Origin of the sequence: Rathayibacter tanaceti, assembly GCF_001634385.1 — a bacterium.
Taxonomy (GTDB): domain Bacteria; phylum Actinomycetota; class Actinomycetes; order Actinomycetales; family Microbacteriaceae; genus Rathayibacter; species Rathayibacter tanaceti.
Window position 1 is genome coordinate 1 of record NZ_LIIN01000059.1, and the last position, 19,083, is coordinate 19,083.

Genomic DNA, 19,083 nt, shown 5'->3' on the forward strand with positions numbered 1-19,083 from the left:
CGTGAAGAACTGGAGAATCTTTCACACCGACGACCGCAGGCCCATCAACACCTTCGCCGAAACCATCACCGCCGTCGTCGGGCTCAGATTCCTCGAACCAACCCGCTGAATAACCCTCTCGGCATCCTCATCTCGGACGTAGGGCGCTCTTCATAAGCTTTGATTCGGCCGTGTCGTTCAGAGGCATCCGCTCCCATCCGAGAAAATGGAAGTTTCACGACGTGAACGCCATCGACCGGCCCTCCGAGTCCCGTCCATCTCGTCGTCGTCTCCTGAGTGACGGCCGCGGCTACCTGCTGGTCCACTCCGTGGTGAGCCTGCCGGTCGGGTCGTCGCCGGCCGGGGTGCGGCTGGGCCGAGGCGCGGCGGAGTCGGCGCGCAGCCGGGGCGCGGTCAGCCGGTCCGGGACACGACGTCCCGCCCAACACTCAGTCGGCTGATGGAAGACTCCTAGGGTGCATCTCCTCGCCGTCCTCAGCATGAAGAACCGGGCGCTCATCGCGCTCGTCACCGTGGTCATCGCCGTGTTCGGCGGCGTCGCCCTGACCGGCCTCAAGCAGGAGCTCGCACCATCGATCTCCTTCCCGCAGCTGGCCGTCGTCAGCTCCTACCCGGGCGCGGCCCCGGAGGTGGTGAACGACGACGTCTCGACGCCCATCGAGACCGCGATCCAGGGAGTGCCGGGACTCGAGACCACCAGCGCGACGTCGTCCACGAACTCCTCGCTGATCTCGGCCTCCTTCGCTTACGGCACCGATCTCGCGACGGCTGAGCAGAAGATCCTCCAGGCCGTCAACCGGATCAAGAGCACGCTGCCCGAGGGCGTCGATCCGCAGGTGGTCACCGGCTCGCTCGACGACCTGCCGGTGCTCCAGCTGGCCGTGTCGAGCGACGGCGACGCGAAGGCCCTTGCCGACCGGCTCCGGACCAGCGTCATTCCGGACCTCGAGAAGGTCGACGGCGTTCGCGAGGTCGCCCTCGTCGGCGAGAGCGCCCAGCGCGTCACGATCACCCCCGACGACGCCGCCCTCGCGGGGGCAGGACTCACGGTCAGCGACATCCGCACCGCCCTTCAGCAGAACGGCGTGCTCGTCGCCGGCGGCGAGATCACCCAGGACGGCTCGACCTTCTCGGTGCAGTCGGGCGTGAAGCTCGACTCGACCGACGCGATCGCAGCGCTGCCGCTGCTGCCCGCCCAGGGAAGCGCAGCCTCCGCCGCCGGAGCCCCGCCCACGGCCGTCACCACGCTCGGCTCGGTCGCGAGCGTCGCCGTCACCGATGCTCCGGTCACCTCGATCTCGCGGGTGAACGGTCAGCCTGCCCTCACGCTCTCGATCACCAAGCTCCCGGCCGCGAACACGGTCGACGTCTCGACCGGTGTGACCGCACTGCTGCCCGACCTTGAGGCCTCGATCGGCGACAACGCCACCTTCACCTCGGTCTTCGACCAGGCGCCCTACATCCAGGAGTCGATCGCCTCGCTCGCACAGGAGGGTGCGCTCGGCCTCGTCTTCGCCGTGCTGGTGATCCTGCTGTTCCTGCTCTCGGTGCGTTCGACGCTGGTCACCGCGATCTCGATCCCGACGTCGGTGCTGATCACCTTCATCGGCCTCCAGACCGCGGGCTACACGCTCAACATCCTCACCCTCGGGGCGCTGACCATCGCGATCGGCCGCGTGGTCGACGACTCGATCGTCGTGATCGAGAACATCAAACGGCACCTGGACGCGGGGGAGGACCGGGCCCGGACCATCGCCGTCGCCGTGCGCGAGGTCGCCGGCGCGATCACCGCCTCGACCATCACCACCGTCGCGGTGTTCCTGCCGATCTCCTTCGTCGGTGGCACCACCGGGGAGCTCTTCCGGCCGTTCGCGCTGACCGTGTCGATCGCCCTGCTCGCCTCGCTGGTCGTCGCGCTGACGATCGTGCCCGTGCTCGCCTACTGGTTCCTCCGGCCCTCGAAGCGGCCGGCCGTGCAGAAGGCCGCTCGTGCGGCGCTCGCGGAGGAGCGGGCGGCCGCCGGCGAGAGCCTCGCTCCCGCCGCCGAGAGTCGGCACCACGAGAACGACGCTGCCTCCGCCGAGAGCCCCCAGCACGGTGTACACGCGGCACCGCGCCGAGCGCGCGGCCTCCAGGCGGTCTACGGCCCGATCATCCACTGGACGCTCCGGCACTCGGTGGTCACGGTGCTGCTCGCTCTGCTGGTGCTCGTCGGGACCGGCGCGCTCTACCCGCTCATGAAGACCAACTTCCTCGGGTCGAGCGGCCAGAACACCTTCACCGTCACGCAGACCGTCCCGGTCGGGCAGAGCCTCGACGCGCAGGACGCGACCGCTCAGCAGGCGAGCTCCGCGATCCTCACCGCGGCCGGCGTCGAGACGGTGCAGCTCACCGTCGGCTCCTCGGGCGGGGTGCAGAGCGCGCTCGGCGGCGGTGGCGGCGGAGGCGCGACCGCCATCCAGTACTCCGTCACCACCGACGAGTCGGCCGACCAGGAGACGGTGCAGGCCGAGGTCCGCGATGCGCTCTCGGGCGTCGCCTCGGCCGACGACATCAGCGTCGCCGCCTCGTCCGGATTCGGAGCCTCCTCGAACATCGAGGTCGATCTCTCGACCGCCTCGCAGGCAGACCTCCAGAGCGCGAACGATCAGTTGCTCGCCGCCCTCCGTGGGACCGACGGTATCAGCCAGGCCGAGAGCAACCTCTCCGCCTCCCTTCCCTACATCGCGGTGCGCGTCGACCGTGACGAGGCCGCCCGTGCGGGCCTCAGCGAGGTCGCCGTCGGAACCCTGGTGAGTCAGTCCCTCCAGCCGACGGAGGCGGGCAGCGTGGTGATCGACGACCGTACGCTCTCGATCTACCTCGCCGACGCGCAGCCTCCCGCCACGATCGACGAACTGCGGACCCTCGAGGTGCCGACCCTCACGGGGACCGTGCCCCTCTCGACACTCGCGACGGTCGAGCAGACGAACGGACCTGCCAGCATCACCACCGAGCGCGGACAGCGGACGGCGACGATCACGGTCACCCCCGAGGGCGACGACCTCGCCTCGGCCAACGTCGCGGTGCAGAACGCGATCGACGCGACCGACCTGCCCGCGGGCGTCGAGGCCTCCCTCGGCGGAGTGACGGCAGACCAGGCCGACGCGTTCTCGCAGCTCGGCATCGCGCTGCTCGTCGCCATCCTGATCGTCTACGTCGTGATGGTGGCGACCTTCCGCTCGCTCCTGCAGCCGCTGCTCCTGCTCGTCTCGGTTCCGTTCGCCGCGACCGGAGCGATCCTGCTCCAGGTGGTCACGGGCGTTCCGCTGGGCGTGCCGTCGCTGATCGGGGTGCTGATGCTGATCGGCATCGTGGTCACCAACGCGATCGTGCTGGTCGACCTAGTGAACCAGTACCGCGATCGGGGTATGCCTGTCCGGGAGGCGCTCCTGCACGGAACAGAGCGCAGGCTCCGGCCGATCCTGATGACCGCGCTCGCGACGATCTTCGCGCTGCTGCCGATGGCGCTCGGGATCACGGGGCACGGCGGCTTCATCTCGCAGCCGCTCGCGATCGTCGTCATCGGCGGCTTGGTGTCCTCGACGGTGCTGACGCTGGTGGTCCTCCCCGTCGTCTACAACCTGGTCGAGGGGTATCGTGAGCGCCGGCGTGCCGCCCGCGCCGGGAGGGCATCGTCGTGACGGACATCAGGGACTCGGCCGAGACGGTGGGTTCGCGCTGGCGCAGCGGCCCCGAACGAGCCGCCACGGCGATCGCCGAGGTCGGCTCAGAGCGCTTCGTCGCCCGGGACCACCGGCCGGGCATCCTCCGCCACATCGTCCTGATCCGCTTCCGCCCGACGGCACTCGTCACCGAGGCGGAGGAGGTCACCCGGCGCTTCGTCGCGCTGGCACACGAGTGCGTGCGCGACGGCCTCCCCTACATCGAGTCGATCGAGACCGGCCCGCAGCTGAGCGTCGAGGGGGCGGGCGAGGGCTTCGACCGCGCGTTCCTGCTGACGTTCTCGTCGGAGGGCGATCTCAACTACTACCTCGGGCGGCCGGCCGTCGACGCTCCCGGACTCTTCGATCCTGCGCACGACGCGTTCAAGGAGTTCGTCGGCCCGTTCGTCGACACGGCCGGCATCGTGGCGTTCGACTTCCGCCCCGACGCGCCCTGATGGCCACTCCCGAGTTCATCCTGCGGCTGCGCGAGCGGATCGGGACCGAGATGCTCTGGCTGACCGGAGTGACGGCGGTGATCGTCCGCGAGGAGCCGGAGAGGCAGGTCCTGCTGGTCCGTCGAGCCGACACAGGGGCGTGGACCGCGGTGACCGGCATCATCGACCCGGGCGAGACGGTCGCGGGCACCGCCCGGCGGGAGGCTCTGGAGGAGGCGGGCGTCGAGATCGAGGTCGAACGCCTCGTACTCGTGCACACTCTCCCGCCGATGGAGTACCCGAACGGCGACCGCACGCAGTACCTCGATCACGTGGTGCGCTGCCGCTGGGTCTCGGGCGAGGCACGGGTGGCGGACGACGAGTCGACCGAGGTGGGCTGGTTCGCTCCGGAGACGCTGCCGCCGATTTCTGCCGAGCACCGGGAGCGGATCGAGCGCGCGCTCTCGGACGAGGCCGGCTGCGCGTTCGACTGAGCGCTCGCGACGGGGCGGTCGAGGCAGGCGGGCGCGTGGGGGACGACCCCGGTCGCCGGGCTGCTGCTCCCGTTTCCGTCCTCACGGGGCATCGAGGTGCGCGTGCAGGAAAGTGACCACACGAGTGCGCAGGTCGTCATCGAGGAGGGCGATCGAGTGCAGTGCTCCGGGCTGCACCAGCAGCTCGGCGGTCGCCCCCGACGCCCGGAGCTCGTCGGCGAAGCGTGTCGACTGGCTGAGGGCGACGCGCTCCCGGGCAGAGTGCACGATCAAGAACGGCGGCTCGGAGCCGTCCACCTGAGCGAGCGGAGACGCCTCCCGGGCTGAGGGGCAGGCCGCCAGGTCGGGACAACCGAGATAGGTGCGGACCGCTGCGGAGACTCCCGCGACGGGATCGTCGTCGGCGAGGCCTGCGGCTGTCAGGTCGGAGGGGCCGCTGAGATCCACGACGGCGCTCAGGCGGGATGACGTGGCCTCCGCGGTGCCGAGGAGCGAGACCAGGTTGCCGCCGGCCGAGCCGCCGAACGCCCCGACGCGCTCAGGATCGATGCCGTATCGCTCGGTCTGAGCCGGCTCGAGCAGCCAGTCGAGGGCCCCCGCTACGTCGTCGATCTGCGCGGGGAACACTGCGGCCGGAGCCAGGCGGTAGTCGACCGAGACGGCGACGAAGCCGGCCGAGCCCAGCCACTGGCAGATCGGGCGCCAGTTCTCGTCGGCCCGTCCGCCGCGCGCCCAGCTGCCCCCGTGCACCACGAGCACCGCCGGGCGGGGGCTCGCCGAGGCGGTGGAGGGGGAGCAGATGTCCAGGCGCTGACCGGTCGCCTCGTCGTAGACCAGATCGGCCGCTACGGAGACGGCCGACACGTCGGCGGCGGGGGCGGCTCCGATGATCGCCTGAGCGACCGGCTCCGAGACGGGAGTGCTGCTCGCGCAGCCCGAGAGCAGCAGCATCAGGGCAGCGAGGAGCGCGGCGACGGGTCGCGGGGATCGGCTGAGCTCGCGCATGGGTGGGCTCAGCGTAAGGGGCATCCGTGCCGTCGCGGCATCGCGCCCCGCGATCAGGGGGTGTGCGGAGTGCGCTGCGCCCTCACCAGCACCACGCCGGTGAGGATCAGCGCGCCGCCGGCGAACTGGATCGGCGCCGGCAGCTCGTCGAGCAGGAGCCAGGCGGCGGCGATCGAGAACAGTACCTCGGTGAGCCCGACGAACGAGGCGATCCTGGTGCCCAGCCGTCTGCCGCCCTCGATTCCGAGCAGGTACGCCATCACCGTCGACATGCCGAGGATCACGGCCGCCGGGACGAGCCAGGGCACGTCGTCGCCGAGGAACACCACGTCGCCGAAAGTCGCCCGCAGGGGTGTGATCCCCGTCGCGCCGAGGACGAGCAGGATCACGACGCCGACGACCATCGCACCGGCTGTCAGCGCGATCGGCGGCAACTCCGGATCCACGCGGCCTGCGATGACGTAGTAGACGCAGAGCCCGAGCGAGGCGGTGAGTGCCCAGGCGATCCCGACCAGCTCGGGTGTCGACTCTCCTGAGAGATCGAGCACGAGCACCAGTCCGCCGAGCGCGAGCGCCGAGCCCGCGAGTGTGAACCGGCCGGGGTGCCTCCGGGTACGGGCCCACGAGAACAGGACCAGGAAGACCGGCGCGAGGTACTCGATCAGCAGCGCGACCCCGACCGAGAGGTGCTCGATCGCACTGTAGAAGCAGAGCTGCGCGGCGATCACCGCGAAGACTCCGTAGAGACCGACCGTGCCGACATTGCGCCGCAGCACGTGCCAGCGTCCGCGGAGGGAGAGCGCCGCCGGGATCGCGAGGATCAGCGCCGCGCCGCCCGCTCGCCAGAGCACTGCGGCTGCCGGCGTCCAGCCGGCCTCGAGCAGCGGCTTGACGAAGGGCCCGCCGAGGCCGAAGGCGGCCGCGGCCCCCAGCGCGATCATCAGTCCAGCCCCCATCCGGCGCGGGGATCCGGGCGTGATGGCGGCGGGGAGCGTGACGGCGGCGGTGCTCTCAACGGTCATGGCGGCCCCTTCAGGAGTCAAAGCGATTACACTCGTGACAACGAGCTGATCGCACACTACTGAGCCGCACTGTCAGGAGTCAACATGGTGTTCGCCTATGACGTCGAGGCGTCGCTGACCTCGACCGCCCTCCTCGTCAACACGCTGCCCGAGCTCTCGTCCTCCGGTGAGGACGAGATGGCGACCCTCGAGCACCTGGACGAGTTCCTCCTGGACAACCGTTACACCGGCAGCCGCGAGGGGTCCCTCGCGGAACTGGAGACGATGCGCGCGATCCGCTCCTCCCTCCGCTCGCTCTGGCTCACCCGAGCGGAGGAGGACCTCGTGTCCGTCGTCAACGGGATGCTCGAATCGGGCCGTGCGCTGCCCCAGCTCGTGCGACACGGGCCGTACGGCTGGCACCTGCACGCCACGCGCGACGAGAGCCCCCTCGCGACACGCATCCTGGTGGAGGCGGCCATGGCGTTCGTCGACGTGATCCGCGGGGACGAGCGCGAGCGGATCCGCATCTGCGCGGCGGAGGACTGCGAGGCGGTGCTCGTCGACTTCTCGCGCAACCGCTCGAAGCGCTACTGCGACACGGGTAACTGTGGCAACCGGGCCAATGTGGCGGCCTACCGGGCGCGGCGCGCCTCGCTGTAGCGGCGGCGGGAGGGCCGCCGCCCTAGCCACGGTGGATGGCCGCGTGTAGAATCGTTCGGTCGGCTCTCGACACCGCACGCTCTCGTGTGGATGGGTTTGTTAGTCAAGTGGGCCGAGTCTCCGACACTCGTCGTGAGACGAATCACATGTGTGAATCGGCCCCGGTCAATGACTCGCCCCGGGTTCTCTCCCCCGCTGCCTCCGCAGCGGTACAGCGCACGGGCGCCCCGCACGACAGGGCTGCTCCGGCGCCGCCTCCTCGCGCACGACCTGAACCCAGGAAGAACTGCCATGCCCAAGAACAAGAAGCCTGCCGGCGGACGCCCGGCCAAGAACTTCGAGCCCAACCGCTTCGGCGCCTCGAGCGGCAAGTCGCAGCTCGGCGGGCGCCCGCGCTTCCCCGCAGCGAAGCCCGGCTCACGCAGCGAGGGCCACCGCGGCTTCCGCCCCATCGACGAGGACGCGCCCAAGAAGGCACGCTGGAACGCCGACGAGCGCGCGGCGCGCGCCACGGAGCGCACGGAGCGCCCGGCCCGCGGCTACGACCGTGACGAGCGACCCTCGCGCGGCTACGACCGCGACGCCCGCCCGGCGCGCTCCTCCGGACGTGACGACCGTCCGGCTCGCTCGTACGATCGCGATGCTCGTCCGGCTCGCTCGTACGAGCGTCCGGCTCGCTCCTCCGCACGTGAGGACCGGCCCGCCCGCTCCACGACCGTGACGAGCGTTCGGCTCGTGGCGACGACCGCAGCGAGCGACCCGCGCGCTCCTACGACCGCGACGCGCGCCCCTCGCGCGGTCACGACCGCGGCGACCGCCCGACCCGCTCCTTCGACCGCGACTCCCGGCCCTCGCGCCGCGACTCCGGGTCCGACTTCTACCCCAGCCGCGACGCTCGCGCGTCGCACCAGGCCGACGACATCGTGTTGGAGCGTCTCGAAGCGACCGCGACACTCGCGATCGACGTCGAGGGCGTCACGTTCGGCGACCTCGGGCTCGGCGCGAACATCGTCCGCCAGCTGACCGAGCTGGGAGCGGCGGCGCCGTTCCCGATCCAGGCCGCGACCATCCCCGAGGTGCTCGCTGGCAAGGACGTCCTCGGTCGTGGCAGGACCGGGTCGGGCAAGACCATCGCGTTCGGCGCGCCCGTCGTCGAGCGCCTGATGGAGAACAACGGAGCGAAGGGCCGCAAGCCCGGCCGCGCTCCGCGAGCGCTCATCCTCGCGCCGACCCGCGAACTCGCCATGCAGATCGACCGCACGATCCAGCCGATCGCCCGTTCGGTGGGCCTGTTCACGACGACCATCTACGGAGGCGTCCCCCAGTACAAGCAGGTCGGTGCGCTCCAGCGCGGCGTCGACATCGTCATCGCCACTCCGGGTCGTCTCGAGGACCTCGTCGAGCAGCGCCGCCTCGACCTGTCGAACATCACCATCACAGTGCTCGACGAGGCCGACCACATGTGCGACCTCGGCTTCCTCGAGCCCGTCCAACGGATCCTCCGTCAGACGGCCGACGGCGGCCAGCGCCTGCTCTTCTCCGCAACCCTCGACAAGGGCGTCGCGACGCTCGTCGACGAGTTCCTGGTCGAGCCGAGCGTGCACGAGGTCGCTGGAGAGGACCAGGCGTCCTCGACGATCGACCACCGCGTGCTCCTCATCGAACATCGCGACAAGGCCGAGATCATCGAGCAGCTCGCCGCTCGCCACGGCAAGACGCTGATCTTCGCCCGTACCCGCGCATTCGCCGAGCAGCTCGCGGAGCAGCTCGACCATGCAGACATCCCGGCGACGAGCCTGCACGGTGACCTCAACCAATCGCGCCGCACGCGCAACCTCGCACTGCTCACCAGCGGTCGCGTGGACGTTCTGGTCGCTACCGACGTGGCGGCACGCGGCATCCACGTCGACGACATCGACCTGGTGATCCAGGCCGACGCCCCTGACGAGTACAAGACGTACCTGCACCGCTCCGGCCGCACGGGACGCGCGGGCAAGAAAGGTACGGTCGTGACGCTCATCACGCGCAACCGCCGCCGCCGCATGGAGGAGCTGCTCGACCGTGCCGAGATCCACGCCGACATGATCGAGGCCCGTCCGGGCGACCGGGTGCTGGCCGAGATCAGCGCCGCCGCCGAATAACGGCTGACGCGAGAGGCGCGGGCTCCCAGACCGGATCCGCGCCTCTCGTTGTTCGTGCTCCGCGTCGGGAACGCCGAAGGGCGGACACCTCGCGGTGCCCGCCCTTCGGCGTGACCAGCAGCCGGAGCTGCGTACGGTCTTAGCTGGCCGGGGGGGTCAGCACGGTGTCGATGAGGTAGACGGTCGCGTTGGCGGTCTGAACGCCACCGCAGATGACGGACGCGTCGTTGACTTTGAGGTCGTCGCCCGAGCCGGTGACCGTGAGGTTGCCGCCCTGGACGGTGGCGTGATCGCCAGCGATCTCGTCAGGAGCGAGCTGGCCGGCCACGACGTGGTAAGTCAGGATCGACGACAGCGTGGCCGCTCCCTCGGGGGTCTTCAGGGTCTCGACGGTCGCGGGGTCCAGCTTGGCGAACGCGTCGTCCACCGGAGCGAAGACGGTGAACTCTCCGCTGTTCAGCGTGTCGACGAGGTTGACGTCGGGGTTCAGACCACCGGAGACCGCAGCGGTCAGGGTCTTCAGAAGCGGGTTGTTCGACGCAGCGGTGGCGACCGGGTCGAGGGACATGCCTTCGACCGAACCGGCTCCGTCCGGGACCTGCTCGGCGTAGGCGGCGCAGCCGGGGCCGACGAGGTTCGCGGCCGGGTCCATGGTCGCCATCGGAGTCGAAGACGAGGTCGCCATCGGAGTGGACATCTCGGACGCGGGGTCGCTCGACTCGGTGGTCGAGCCGCTTCCGCTGGAACAGGCAGTGAGGCCGAGGGCGGCGGTGCCCAGCAGGGCGAATGCGGCGAGGGCGGAGCGCTTGGTGGATCGCATGGGATTTCTCCTTCGTGAGACGGCCCCCACGATGACGCGGAGGACCTGTTCTGTGTGGACCGTTTCGCGGCCGTTGATAGGTCTTCGGAGCCCTTCGAGAGGGGGTTTGGAATTCTTTCGGCAATCGAGGTAACGGCTTCGTAACGGCACCGGGATCTGGTTCTCCGGGGCCCGGCCGGCGCCCCGGCTCCGTCGATTACCCTGGGGGAAGCCGCGCCCGAGCGGGCATGAAGAGACAAGGAGCGAGCGAGTGCAGACGCGAGGCGCACGAGCGGTACGCGGAAGCGTCACGGCACTGGCCGCGACGGCGACTGCCGCCGCATCGCACACCCTCGCCGGAGCCGCCGCTCCCGCACCACCGGTCCTCGCCTTGGCTGCAGCCTTCGCCGCCGTCGTCTGCGTCATGCTCTCGGGGCGAGGCCTGTCACAGGCTCGCCTAACCTCCGCCGTCCTGCTCAGCCAGATCGGCTACCACGCGCTCTTCCTCATCACGGGCACCGGAGGAGAGGTGAGCGTCGTCGGCACGACCGGCGAGCACACGCACTTCCACGACGGGACGAGGGTCGAGCTGGTAGCCGGATCGGCCGGGCACGCGGATCATGCTCCGCTGATGCTCGTCGCGCACGGCGTCGCGGCGGTGCTCACGATCGCGGCCCTGCTGTACGGCGAACGGCTCTTCTGGACGCTGGGCACACAGCTCGAGCGCGTCGTCGTGCGGGTCGTCACCCGATCCTCCGCTCTGCCGTCGCCCAGACGTCCGGGCGTCGCCCTCGTCGGAGTCCTCGGGCCCCTCGAACCTCGAGCGCTCGACACGGCGCTGTCAGTCCTCCGACACCGCGGCCCACCAAAGAGTGCACTCCGCGCTGTCTGAGCCCGCTCCCCGTCGGAGGCGGTGGATGGCGCACGTGCGCACCGCGATCCCGCGCTGCGTCCTGACCTCCGGCGACATGCCGGCCCTTCTCCTAGGACTCGACCCTCATGACCTCCTCCACCCCTTCCTCGTTCTCCCGTCTCCGTCTCGTCGGCAGCGGCGCACTCGTCTCCGCCGGCTCGATCGCGTTGGCACTCTCCGCCCCGGCGGCCGCGAGCGCGCACGTGACCGCAGCGGCGAGCAGCACTGCCGCCGGCTCCTACACGGTCGTGACCTTCTCGCTCGCCCACGGCTGCGACGGTTCGCCCACGACGGGACTCACCATCACGATGCCCGAGGGCATCAACTCCGTCAGCCCGACCGTCAACCCGAACTGGGACGTCGTCAAGAACGAGGTCGCCATCGCCGACCCGGCGGCCGACTCCGACGGCAACACGGCGACCCAGCGCGTCTCCGACGTCGTCTACACGGCAAAGACGCCGCTCGCGGACGGCTACCGCGACACTGTCTCGCTCCAGCTCCAGCTGCCGGAGGACGCCGCCGGATCCACGCTCGAGTTCCCCGTCCTGCAGACCTGCGAGACCGGCTCGACCTCATGGGACCAGCCGACGGTCGAGGGCCAGGACGAACCCGAGCTTCCTGCTCCGACGGTCGCTGTCACGGCTGCTGAGGCTGGGTCCGGTCACCACGGTGGCGACGACGACGGAGATGGTGACGACGCGGTGACCACCACGGCCTCCGCCGCAACGACGACGTCGGGCGGTGACGATGTGATCGCCCGCATCCTCGGAGTCGGCGGTCTCGTCGTCGGAGCCGTCGGTGTGGCCGTCGGGCTCGCCTCGCGCCGTCGCGGAGCGAAGGCGTCCGCGTGAGCCGACCCAGGCTTGTGGTCGCTGCCGCCGCGATCGGGCTACTCGGCTCGATCGCGGCGGCCGGGCCCGCCAGCGCGCACAACTACCTCGTGTCGACGACACCCGCCGCGGACTCGACGGTCACGGAGCAGCCCGGATCGCTCGTTCTGACGACGAACGACGACCTGCTGGTACTCGGCAACGACGGCGCTGCCGCCGCTCTGCGCGTGGTCGGCCCCGACGGGCTGTACTACGGTGACGGCTGCGTCAGCGTGGTCGGACCCGAAGCGACCATGCCGCTCGAGCTCGGCCCGGCCGGCGCGTACGAAGTGACCTGGCAGGTCGTGTCGACCGACGGACACCCGGTCTCCGGTCAGTACGCGTTCGACTGGGCGCCGGCCGAGGGCGTCACGCTCGCTGAGGGCGCGTCCTCCGCCCCCGACTGCAACGGGACCCTTGCTGTGCCGGATGATCCGGCAGAGACGGCCGACGAAGCGCGAGCCGGATCGGGACCGGATCCGGCGCTGCTCGGCGACGCGCTCTGGATCGGTGGAGCGCTGGTCGCCGTCATAGCCGCAATCGGGGTGACGTTCCTCGTGATGCGCGGGCGGCCCACCAGCTGACCCGCTGACCGACCTCAGCCCAGAAGCCTCGCCAGCGGCCCGTCGTCGAGACCAGCGAGGATGCCTGCCGCATCCTCGTAGACGGCGATCGCGCCGGCCTCCCGGAGATCGTGCTCCCCGGTTCCGCCGGAGAGCACTCCGACGGTCGCCAGGCCGGCGCGATCGGCAGCCAGGACGTCCCAGGTAGCATCGCCGACCATGATCGCGCGGTCGGTAGAGACTCCGGCGCGGTCGAGGGCGATGGAGATAACGTCGGGCGCGGGCTTCGCCGTCGAGACATCTGCACCGCTAGTGACCGCATGCACGGACCCGCCGAGATCGAGTACGTCGAGGAGGATGTCGAGTTCGTTCTGTGGTGCCGACGTCGCCAGAACCACGTGGACGCCGCGGCCCACGAGCGTCGCGACCAGCTCCCGAGTGCCGGGGAGTGCCACGACCCGAGCTGTCGTCTCGGCGTAGTTCTTAGTGTGTAGTGCCTTGACCTGCGACCGCACGTCGTCCGACACGTCCTCTTGCAGGAGCATGCCGAGCAGCTCGGACGAGTCCGCCCCGATCGCGCGTTGGATACGCCACGCCGGAACCGCGAGGTCTAACTGCCAGAACGCTCGTGACCACGCCTCGACGTGGAGGAAATTCGTGTCGGCGAGAGTCCCGTCGATGTCGAAGAGGACCGCGGTCGTCCCGCTCGTCGCATCGCTCCCGCTCCTAGCTGCCGTCATACCGCTACTCCCTGCATGTCGTGGGCTCGTCCTCGCCGAGCCGCGACGTCCACGCTACGCGCGCGCGTCGAAACGGTCGGGGCCCTTGACCCTAGGACGCAGTCCCCTCGCGACAGCGCGACTCTTTCGAGCGCACCGACGCTCACGGCGCGCCCGTGTAATCAGGAGCATCTTGCTTCAGCCAGTGTCCACCCGTTCTCCGGCCCCGCCGGTTTCCGGTGCTGCCGGCGTCGTGGTGTGTCGTCGTCCGGTCGGACTCGTCCAGTGCAGTGTTCCGTCGGCCTCCTGCTGGCTCGTCCACGCGCTCGTGTGGCGGAGCCGGTGGTGGTGGCGGCACAGGTGAGCGAGGTTGTCCGACGAGGTCGTTCCGCCATGCCGCCAGTCGGTGGTGTGGTCGAGGTCGGCGCGCCGAGCGCTGCGAGTGCATCCCGGGAAGCGGCAGGTCGTGTCGCGATGCCGCAGGTGTCGCCTGAGGTCTGAGGGGACCCGGTAGGAGTCGCGGCCGACCGAGAGGACTGCGCCTGTCTCCGGGTGCGTGAGCAGGCGGATGAACGAGGGAGCGTTCGCGGCGAGTCGTCTCGCGGTCTGCGGGTCGAGCGGACCGTACCCGTCGAGTACTGCCGGTTGCTCGGAGCGGCCGAGGAGGCTCATCGCGGGGACCGTCACCGCGATCTCCGGTCGGATCCCTGCCGGCATGCGCGTGGATCCCGCTTCGTCCGGAGTCTCGCCGTCGAGCAGGAGGGCCGCAGCGACGTCGGCGCGAAGCTGCCCCAGGTTCCGGCTCTCGTCGGGGAGGTCGGCGAGCGAGCGAGCCGCTCGGTCGAGTCGGTCGAACGCGCCGAGGACATCGGGAGCCGGGGCGTACAGGTGCAGGATGGCCATCCCGTCGTCGAGTCCTTCGACCCAGGCACTCCGGCGGCGAGCGCAGTCGCGATGCCGTTGCGTCGACGTCTGCGGATGGAGGTGCTCCCGCAGGGACCGCAGACTCCGCCGCAGCTGTGGTGGGGTGCACGTCTCGGCGATCGCTGCGGCGCCGTCGTCGAACCGCGCGCGCACCTCCGCTGGCACGTCGATGGCGGCCCGGACGGTGACCGTCGCGTGCTCGGGGGAGAGGCGCCCGTCCTCCAGCGCTCGTAGCGTCGCGGGCAGCTCGTTCACCAGCATCCGCGCCTCGTCGATCAGCGTCGACGCGTGTGCGTCCGACACTCGGAGGCCTGTCGCGAGCTCAGCGATCAGCGCTCGTCGGGCCGCCTCCGCTCCTCCCGCGCCCACGTGCTCGCCCACGAGAGCTTTCTCGGCCGTCGTCGCCGCCCTTCGCGTCTCCTCGATCGCTCGGTAGCGCAGTGCCTCCGCCCGCGACCTCTCCGAGTGCCGACCGTACGCCTGCTCGAGCGTGCGTCTGAGCACGTCGTGCTGTCGCTCGGTTCCGGGCGCGTGGGCATCCATGCCCACAGGGAATCACCTGTCGGCCGGTCCAGCGCGTCGACTTCCTCCGATCATCGGACAACCGCGCCAACTGTTCCCTGTGGAGGAACCCGCACCCGCTTAGGCGTACGCGCGGGCGGTCTCTCGGATCGCCTCGGCGTGCTCGTAGATCTCGTCGAGCGACGAGATCGGATGGCGCGTCTCGTTCTTCTCTGCGTCGAACGTCCCGAGGTACTTCTGCTTACGGTTGAAGTGCAGGCGAGCGACGGGTTTGCGGTTGTTGTCGTCGAGGATGACGGCGAAGTACGACTTGGCGTCCCGTTGCGCGATGCGGTGCACCTTCACCTCGCTGCAGGCGATCGCTCTGATGATCTGGTACCCCTCGAGCTCCTCGAGGGTCGTCTCGATCTCGCTCTGCTCCTCCAGCTCCTCTTCCACGACCGCCTGGCTGGTGAGGCTCTGCTCGGCCGCGATCGCCTCCGTCCGAGGGAAGTTGGGTGCCCCGAGCGCGGTCTTCAGCCGCTCGTTCACTTGTTCGTTGAGGAACTGCTTCGAAGCCTTGGACACCAACGCGGAGAACTGCTCGCGGACTTTCTGCGTGTAGGCGCCGTCGTATACGCGCAGGGTGAAGAACTTTATCCATTCGTCGCTCGGCGAAGCGAACTGGGCGCCCAGTTCGCGCTTCAGCTGACCGATGTACTTCAGTTCGCCCGCTGCGTTGATGATCGAGTCGAGGTCGAAGACCTCTTTCGTCAGCTTCGTCAGCTCGGGGATGAGGGTCTCGTCGATGTCCGTCAGGTCGAGGACGAGGAACGGCTTGGCGTCCATCCGGTTGGGAGCGTCGAGGTCCGTGTAGAAGTGGTACTCCTCACCGTTCGTCAGGATCGCGATCCGGGCGTTGGTCACCGCGAAGTACCGGAAGAGCTGTGAGGCGTGCTCGATCCTGAGCGGTTCGGAGGACTTCTTGCACTCGATGAGCATCTGCACGTCGCCGTTGTGGACGATCGCGTAGTCGATCTTCTCGCCTTTCTTGACGCCGACATCGGCGATGAACTCGGGGACGACCTCGAGCGGATTGAAGACGTCGTAGCCGAGGATCGTCGAGATGAAGGGCATGACGAAGGCGTTCTTCGTTGCCTCCTCGGTCTGGATGATCTCGCGCTGCTGGCGGACTTTGGTCGCGAGAGCGATCAGGCGTTCGGTGAATTCCATGGTTGTCGTCCCCCCGGGGAAGCTGCGGTGCGGTGAAGTACCGCGAATCCTCTCCGATCGACGAGAACGGCGCGACCCCCCACAAGGGCCGCTCCCGGCTCACATCCGTCGCGGCACCGTGAACACCGTCTCGACGCCCGGCGAGTACAGCACTGAATCGGGCGCCCGCGACGCCAGACCCGGGAATCCGGCCGCGTCGAGCAGGCCGTCGTCGAGGGCCAGGAGCTCCGCCTGCTGGAGAGGCCAGGGCCGGTGCAGGTTGCGCCCGTACCAGGTCGATCCCAGGTGCCGCTCGTGGTAGGCCCAGCGTGACGTGAGGAAGGAGGCGAGCGGATCCTCGGCCGTGGACGTCCCCGGCGTCGGGCGCACGACGATCCGTGAGCGAGCCGCCGAATCGGCGTGGCGGATCGTCTCGTAGATCACCGCGCCGTGGCGGTGCTCGATACTCATCCTCGCCCAGCGGTAGGGCAGTCCGAACACCGCCTGCGCCGTGAGTACGGGGAGGAGGTGCGAGGCCTCCAACGAGACGAAGACGACTCCGCGTCGCCCCTGTTCGTCGACGGAGTACAGCCTCACGTTCACCTCGGGGAAGGTGCCCAGCCACGGCACCCGCGGCCCGCCGAGGAACGCCGTGCGCGAGAGCCGGAATGGGATGAGACCGATCCACGACGAGCCGTCGTGCTCGTCGGGCCGGACGCCGCTCGGCAGGTGCGGCGCGACGAGGGAGGGGGCGACGCGCCAGTGCAGGAAGGCCGCCTCGGTCCAGCGCTGCCGGAGGATGCGCGGTCCGCCGAGTGGTGGGGCGGAGCGGGTCGGGGGTTCGAGGGGGCTCACTCTGCCCATGGTGCTCCTGTGCGCTGCGAGCCCGCCGCTACGGTGTGCCGCCTCGCCCGCGGGCGTGTCGGGGCGGTCCGGAGGGACGGCGGCCCTGCACGCCGAGCAGTCGGACTCCAGGCTAAGGCTCCTCCACAGGCATCCGTTCGCGCTGACTCCTCCGTGAGCGGTCCTCCCGGGGATCCCGCGGGAGGCCCGGGATATGCTGGGCGGACGTTCATCCCAGTCGGCGCCGAGCGCCAGGAACGGTGAGGATCCCGATGACCGAGGCCCTGCAGCCGCCCGTCCAGAACGCTCTCTCGCTGACGCCTCCCGAGCCGGTGGCGGCCGTGCCGACGACCTCTGCGCCGTCGATCGCACCGAAGGTCCCGGAACAGGCGCTGCCCGGTCTCGAGGCGAAGGTGGACGGCTTCCTCGACACGCTCCTGGCCGCGGAGGCGCGGAGCCCGGAGTTCGCGACTCGGGCGAACGACATCCGCACGATGGGCGACGCCGACATCCGCTCTGCGGCCGACTCCTCGAACCGCCTGCTCAGCACGCCGGTGCGGGCTCTCAAGGAGGGCGGCCTCTCCGAGGGCTCCACGATCGGCAAGACCCTGCTCGAGCTGCGCCGCACCGTGGAGGATCTCGATCCGTCCGAGGACAACGTGCAGAAGAAGATCCTCGGCTTCATCCCGTTCGGCAACAGGATCACCGACTACTTCCGCCGGTACGAGAGCGCGCAGACGCACCTCAACGCCATCATCCAGGCGCTCTACGACGGGCAGGACGAGCTGCGCAAGGACAACGCGGCGCTGAATCTCGAGAAGCAGAACCTCTGGGAGACGATGACGCGTCTCAACGAGTACATCTACGTCGCCGAGCGACTGGACGTGAAGCTCTCGGCGAGGATCGCCGAGTTCGACACGACGGACCCCGAGCGGGCGAAGGCCCTGCGCGAGGACGTCCTCTTCTATGCGCGTCAGAAGCACCAGGACCTGCTGACGCAGCTCGCAGTCTCGATCCAGGGCTACCTCGCGATCGATGTCGTGATCAAGAACAATGTGGAGCTGATCAAGGGCGTCGACCGCGCGACCACCACCACCGTCTCCGCGTTGCGCACGGCGGTCATCGTCGCGCAGGCGCTGGCCAACCAGCGCCTCGTGCTCGATCAGATCACGGCGCTCAACACGACGACGTCGAACATGATCGAGGCGACCTCGCGCATGCTCGCCGACCAGTCGGCCTCGATCCAGTCGCAGGCCGCCTCCGCCACGGTCGGGCTGCCACAGCTGCAGGCCGCATTCGCGAATATCTACCAGACAATGGACTCGATCTCGGACTTCAAGATCAAGGCGCTCGACAGCATGGCGCAGACCGTGGGGGTGCTCCAGACCGAGACCGCCAAGGCCGGCGAGTACGTCGAGCGGGCCCGCCGCAGCAACTCCGACATCGACGCGACGTCCTCGCTCGATCTCGGCCGCTAACCGATGGGCTGGTTGTCCCGCCTGTTCGGCGGCGCTCCGGAGCAGCCGGAGGAGACCGTGCCCGCCCTGCCGCGCGCGCCGAGCAGCGACGACATCCTCGCCGCCCTCGACCAGGTCCGCAGCCGGACCGACGGGCGGGTTCCCGGGATCGTGGCCGCCCGCATCCAGCGGGTGGACGAGACCGTGCGCGAGATGGTGCCGCGCCTCGATCGACTGGGCGGGATGAGTCGGCAGGGCCATACCGTCGTCGCTACGGCGACCAGCTACCTTCCGGAGGCGGTCGAGGGGTACCTTCGGCTGCCCCGCGACTTCGCCGACCGACGTGCCGTCTACAGGGGGAAGACGTCGCTGATGATCCTCTGCGACCAGCTCGACCTCCTCGGAGGCACCCTCGACCGCATCTCGGATGCGGTCTCTCGCCAGGACGCGTCGGCGCTGATCGCGCACGGGCAGTTCCTCGCCGAGAAGTTCACGGAGTCCGCGCTCTCACCGAGCGGGCTCGATGCGCCACCTCAGCCCGGTGCCTCCGGATCGGGACCCGGCTCGCTCACCCCGCCGAGCGCCTCGTGAGCACGCTCGTTCCGGCACTCGACGCGCTCGTGCTCACCGGCACGGCGGCCGGCCTCGACGCCGCAGCGGTTCGCGACGAGGGCGGGCGGCTGGCCGCAGCCGTTGCCGAGTCGATCCGAGCAGCGGGGCCCGACTGGCTCGCCGCCACCGGTGCGAGCGGCGGCCTCGAGGCCTTCTTCAGCGCCGCGGCGAGCGGCCGTCGCTGGCGGTCGGGACCGACGGATCAGTCGCCGCGCTGGCCGCCATC

General features: G+C 69.9%; 18 protein-coding genes and 1 pseudogene. 12 read left to right on the top strand and 7 right to left on the bottom strand.

Annotated features, from left to right (window positions below; genetic code table 11):
• Positions 1-455: 455 nt before the first annotated feature.
• Genes ACH61_RS08735 through ACH61_RS08745 form a run of 3 tightly spaced genes read left to right on the top strand, consistent with a single transcriptional unit; the run spans position 456 to position 4,635 of the window.
• Entirely contained in the window at positions 456-3,683 is a 3,228-nt protein-coding gene (locus tag ACH61_RS08735; protein WP_068211181.1) for an efflux RND transporter permease subunit, read from the top strand.
• Positions 3,680-4,162, top strand: a complete 483-nt coding sequence (locus tag ACH61_RS08740; protein WP_158286133.1) for a Dabb family protein — start codon at positions 3,680-3,682, stop codon at positions 4,160-4,162. The genes ACH61_RS08735 and ACH61_RS08740 overlap by 4 nt, the downstream gene beginning before the upstream one ends.
• Complete coding sequence (locus tag ACH61_RS08745) at positions 4,162-4,635, top strand: NUDIX hydrolase (RefSeq protein ID WP_068211187.1); 474 nt, start codon at positions 4,162-4,164, stop codon at positions 4,633-4,635. Before ACH61_RS08740 ends, ACH61_RS08745 begins: the two co-directional genes overlap by 1 nt.
• An 81-nt stretch (positions 4,636-4,716) precedes the next feature.
• Here the strand turns inward: ACH61_RS08745 and ACH61_RS08750 are convergent, their stop codons facing one another.
• Both ACH61_RS08750 and ACH61_RS08755 read right to left on the bottom strand, forming a co-directional pair.
• The gene (locus ACH61_RS08750) at positions 4,717-5,640 is read right to left on the bottom strand and encodes an alpha/beta hydrolase (protein WP_068211191.1); all 924 of its coding nucleotides are present in this window, start codon (positions 5,638-5,640) and stop codon (positions 4,717-4,719) included.
• A 53-nt stretch (positions 5,641-5,693) separates the two neighbouring features.
• Entirely contained in the window at positions 5,694-6,662 is a 969-nt protein-coding gene (locus ACH61_RS08755; protein WP_068211194.1) for an EamA family transporter, read from the bottom strand.
• An 84-nt stretch (positions 6,663-6,746) separates the two neighbouring features.
• Here ACH61_RS08755 and ACH61_RS08760 point away from each other — a divergent pair, with 84 nt between their 5' ends.
• The 3 genes from ACH61_RS08760 to ACH61_RS08770 all read left to right on the top strand — a co-directional run bounded on the left by ACH61_RS08760 (position 6,747) and on the right by ACH61_RS08770 (position 9,445).
• Positions 6,747-7,304: a CGNR zinc finger domain-containing protein gene (locus ACH61_RS08760; protein ID WP_068211196.1), complete on the top strand. Its 558-nt coding sequence runs from the start codon at positions 6,747-6,749 to the stop codon at positions 7,302-7,304.
• Positions 7,305-7,595: 291 nt separating this feature from the next.
• On the top strand, positions 7,596-8,327 hold the full coding sequence (locus ACH61_RS19320; protein WP_068211199.1) for a hypothetical protein: 732 nt from the start codon (positions 7,596-7,598) through the stop codon (positions 8,325-8,327).
• Positions 8,228-9,445: a DEAD/DEAH box helicase gene (locus tag ACH61_RS08770; protein WP_068211202.1), complete on the top strand. Its 1,218-nt coding sequence runs from the start codon at positions 8,228-8,230 to the stop codon at positions 9,443-9,445. The genes ACH61_RS19320 and ACH61_RS08770 overlap by 100 nt, the downstream gene beginning before the upstream one ends.
• A 139-nt stretch (positions 9,446-9,584) precedes the next feature.
• On the opposite strand, the gene ACH61_RS08775 is transcribed toward ACH61_RS08770, so the two are convergent.
• Entirely contained in the window at positions 9,585-10,265 is a 681-nt protein-coding gene (locus ACH61_RS08775) for a fasciclin domain-containing protein (protein WP_068211205.1), read from the bottom strand.
• Positions 10,266-10,515: 250 nt separating this feature from the next.
• Between ACH61_RS08775 and ACH61_RS08780 the strand changes: the two genes are divergently transcribed.
• The 3 genes from ACH61_RS08780 to ACH61_RS08790 all read left to right on the top strand — a co-directional run bounded on the left by ACH61_RS08780 (position 10,516) and on the right by ACH61_RS08790 (position 12,610).
• Positions 10,516-11,136 carry a hypothetical protein gene (locus ACH61_RS08780; protein ID WP_068211208.1) on the top strand — a complete coding sequence of 207 codons (621 nt, stop codon included), beginning with the start codon at positions 10,516-10,518 and terminating at the stop codon, positions 11,134-11,136.
• A 107-nt stretch (positions 11,137-11,243) separates the two neighbouring features.
• A complete protein-coding gene (locus ACH61_RS08785; protein ID WP_068211212.1) occupies positions 11,244-12,008 on the top strand; it encodes a YcnI family copper-binding membrane protein in 765 nt (254 codons plus the stop codon).
• Positions 12,005-12,610, top strand: a complete 606-nt coding sequence (locus tag ACH61_RS08790) for a copper resistance CopC family protein (protein WP_082845143.1) — start codon at positions 12,005-12,007, stop codon at positions 12,608-12,610. Before ACH61_RS08785 ends, ACH61_RS08790 begins: the two co-directional genes overlap by 4 nt.
• A 14-nt stretch (positions 12,611-12,624) precedes the next feature.
• On the opposite strand, the gene ACH61_RS08795 is transcribed toward ACH61_RS08790, so the two are convergent.
• The 4 genes from ACH61_RS08795 to ACH61_RS08810 all read right to left on the bottom strand — a co-directional run bounded on the left by ACH61_RS08795 (position 12,625) and on the right by ACH61_RS08810 (position 16,809).
• Positions 12,625-13,329, bottom strand: a complete 705-nt coding sequence (locus ACH61_RS08795) for an HAD family hydrolase (RefSeq protein WP_068211218.1) — start codon at positions 13,327-13,329, stop codon at positions 12,625-12,627.
• A 177-nt stretch (positions 13,330-13,506) separates the two neighbouring features.
• Positions 13,507-14,736, bottom strand: a complete 1,230-nt coding sequence (locus ACH61_RS08800) for an HNH endonuclease signature motif containing protein (RefSeq protein ID WP_158286132.1) — start codon at positions 14,734-14,736, stop codon at positions 13,507-13,509.
• Positions 14,737-14,874: 138 nt separating this feature from the next.
• On the bottom strand, positions 14,875-15,966 hold the full coding sequence (locus ACH61_RS08805) for a type I restriction endonuclease (RefSeq protein WP_068211224.1): 1,092 nt from the start codon (positions 15,964-15,966) through the stop codon (positions 14,875-14,877).
• Between the two features lie 99 nt (positions 15,967-16,065).
• Positions 16,066-16,809, bottom strand: coding sequence for a YqjF family protein (locus tag ACH61_RS08810; protein WP_068211227.1), 744 nt, complete (start codon positions 16,807-16,809; stop codon positions 16,066-16,068).
• Between the two features lie 251 nt (positions 16,810-17,060).
• Between ACH61_RS08810 and ACH61_RS08815 the strand changes: the two genes are divergently transcribed.
• From ACH61_RS08815 to ACH61_RS08825, 3 genes and pseudogenes are all read left to right on the top strand, one after another.
• Complete coding sequence (locus tag ACH61_RS08815; protein ID WP_068211230.1) at positions 17,061-18,266, top strand: toxic anion resistance protein; 1,206 nt, start codon at positions 17,061-17,063, stop codon at positions 18,264-18,266.
• Between the two features lie 3 nt (positions 18,267-18,269).
• A complete protein-coding gene (locus ACH61_RS08820) occupies positions 18,270-18,836 on the top strand; it encodes a hypothetical protein (RefSeq protein WP_068211233.1) in 567 nt (188 codons plus the stop codon).
• A pseudogene (locus tag ACH61_RS08825) lies at positions 18,833-19,083 on the top strand (hypothetical protein); the annotation flags it as partial. The gene ACH61_RS08820 and the pseudogene ACH61_RS08825, both read left to right, overlap by 4 nt.

Bases quoted from the DNA above. Each gene is read 5' to 3' on its own strand.
- ACH61_RS08745 (WP_068211187.1), top strand. From the start codon at position 4,162: ATGGCCACTCCCGAGTTCATCCTGCGGCTGCGCGAGCGGATCGGGACC.
- ACH61_RS08750 (WP_068211191.1), bottom strand. From the start codon at position 5,640: ATGCGCGAGCTCAGCCGATCCCCGCGACCCGTCGCCGCGCTCCTCGCT.
- ACH61_RS08755 (WP_068211194.1), bottom strand. From the start codon at position 6,662: ATGACCGTTGAGAGCACCGCCGCCGTCACGCTCCCCGCCGCCATCACG.
- ACH61_RS08760 (WP_068211196.1), top strand. From the start codon at position 6,747: ATGGTGTTCGCCTATGACGTCGAGGCGTCGCTGACCTCGACCGCCCTC.
- ACH61_RS19320 (WP_068211199.1), top strand. From the start codon at position 7,596: ATGCCCAAGAACAAGAAGCCTGCCGGCGGACGCCCGGCCAAGAACTTC.
- ACH61_RS08775 (WP_068211205.1), bottom strand. From the start codon at position 10,265: ATGCGATCCACCAAGCGCTCCGCCCTCGCCGCATTCGCCCTGCTGGGC.
- ACH61_RS08785 (WP_068211212.1), top strand. From the start codon at position 11,244: ATGACCTCCTCCACCCCTTCCTCGTTCTCCCGTCTCCGTCTCGTCGGC.
- ACH61_RS08795 (WP_068211218.1), bottom strand. From the start codon at position 13,329: ATGACGGCAGCTAGGAGCGGGAGCGATGCGACGAGCGGGACGACCGCG.
- ACH61_RS08805 (WP_068211224.1), bottom strand. From the start codon at position 15,966: ATGGAATTCACCGAACGCCTGATCGCTCTCGCGACCAAAGTCCGCCAG.
- ACH61_RS08810 (WP_068211227.1), bottom strand. From the start codon at position 16,809: ATGGGCAGAGTGAGCCCCCTCGAACCCCCGACCCGCTCCGCCCCACCA.
- ACH61_RS08815 (WP_068211230.1), top strand. From the start codon at position 17,061: ATGACCGAGGCCCTGCAGCCGCCCGTCCAGAACGCTCTCTCGCTGACG.
- ACH61_RS08820 (WP_068211233.1), top strand. From the start codon at position 18,270: ATGGGCTGGTTGTCCCGCCTGTTCGGCGGCGCTCCGGAGCAGCCGGAG.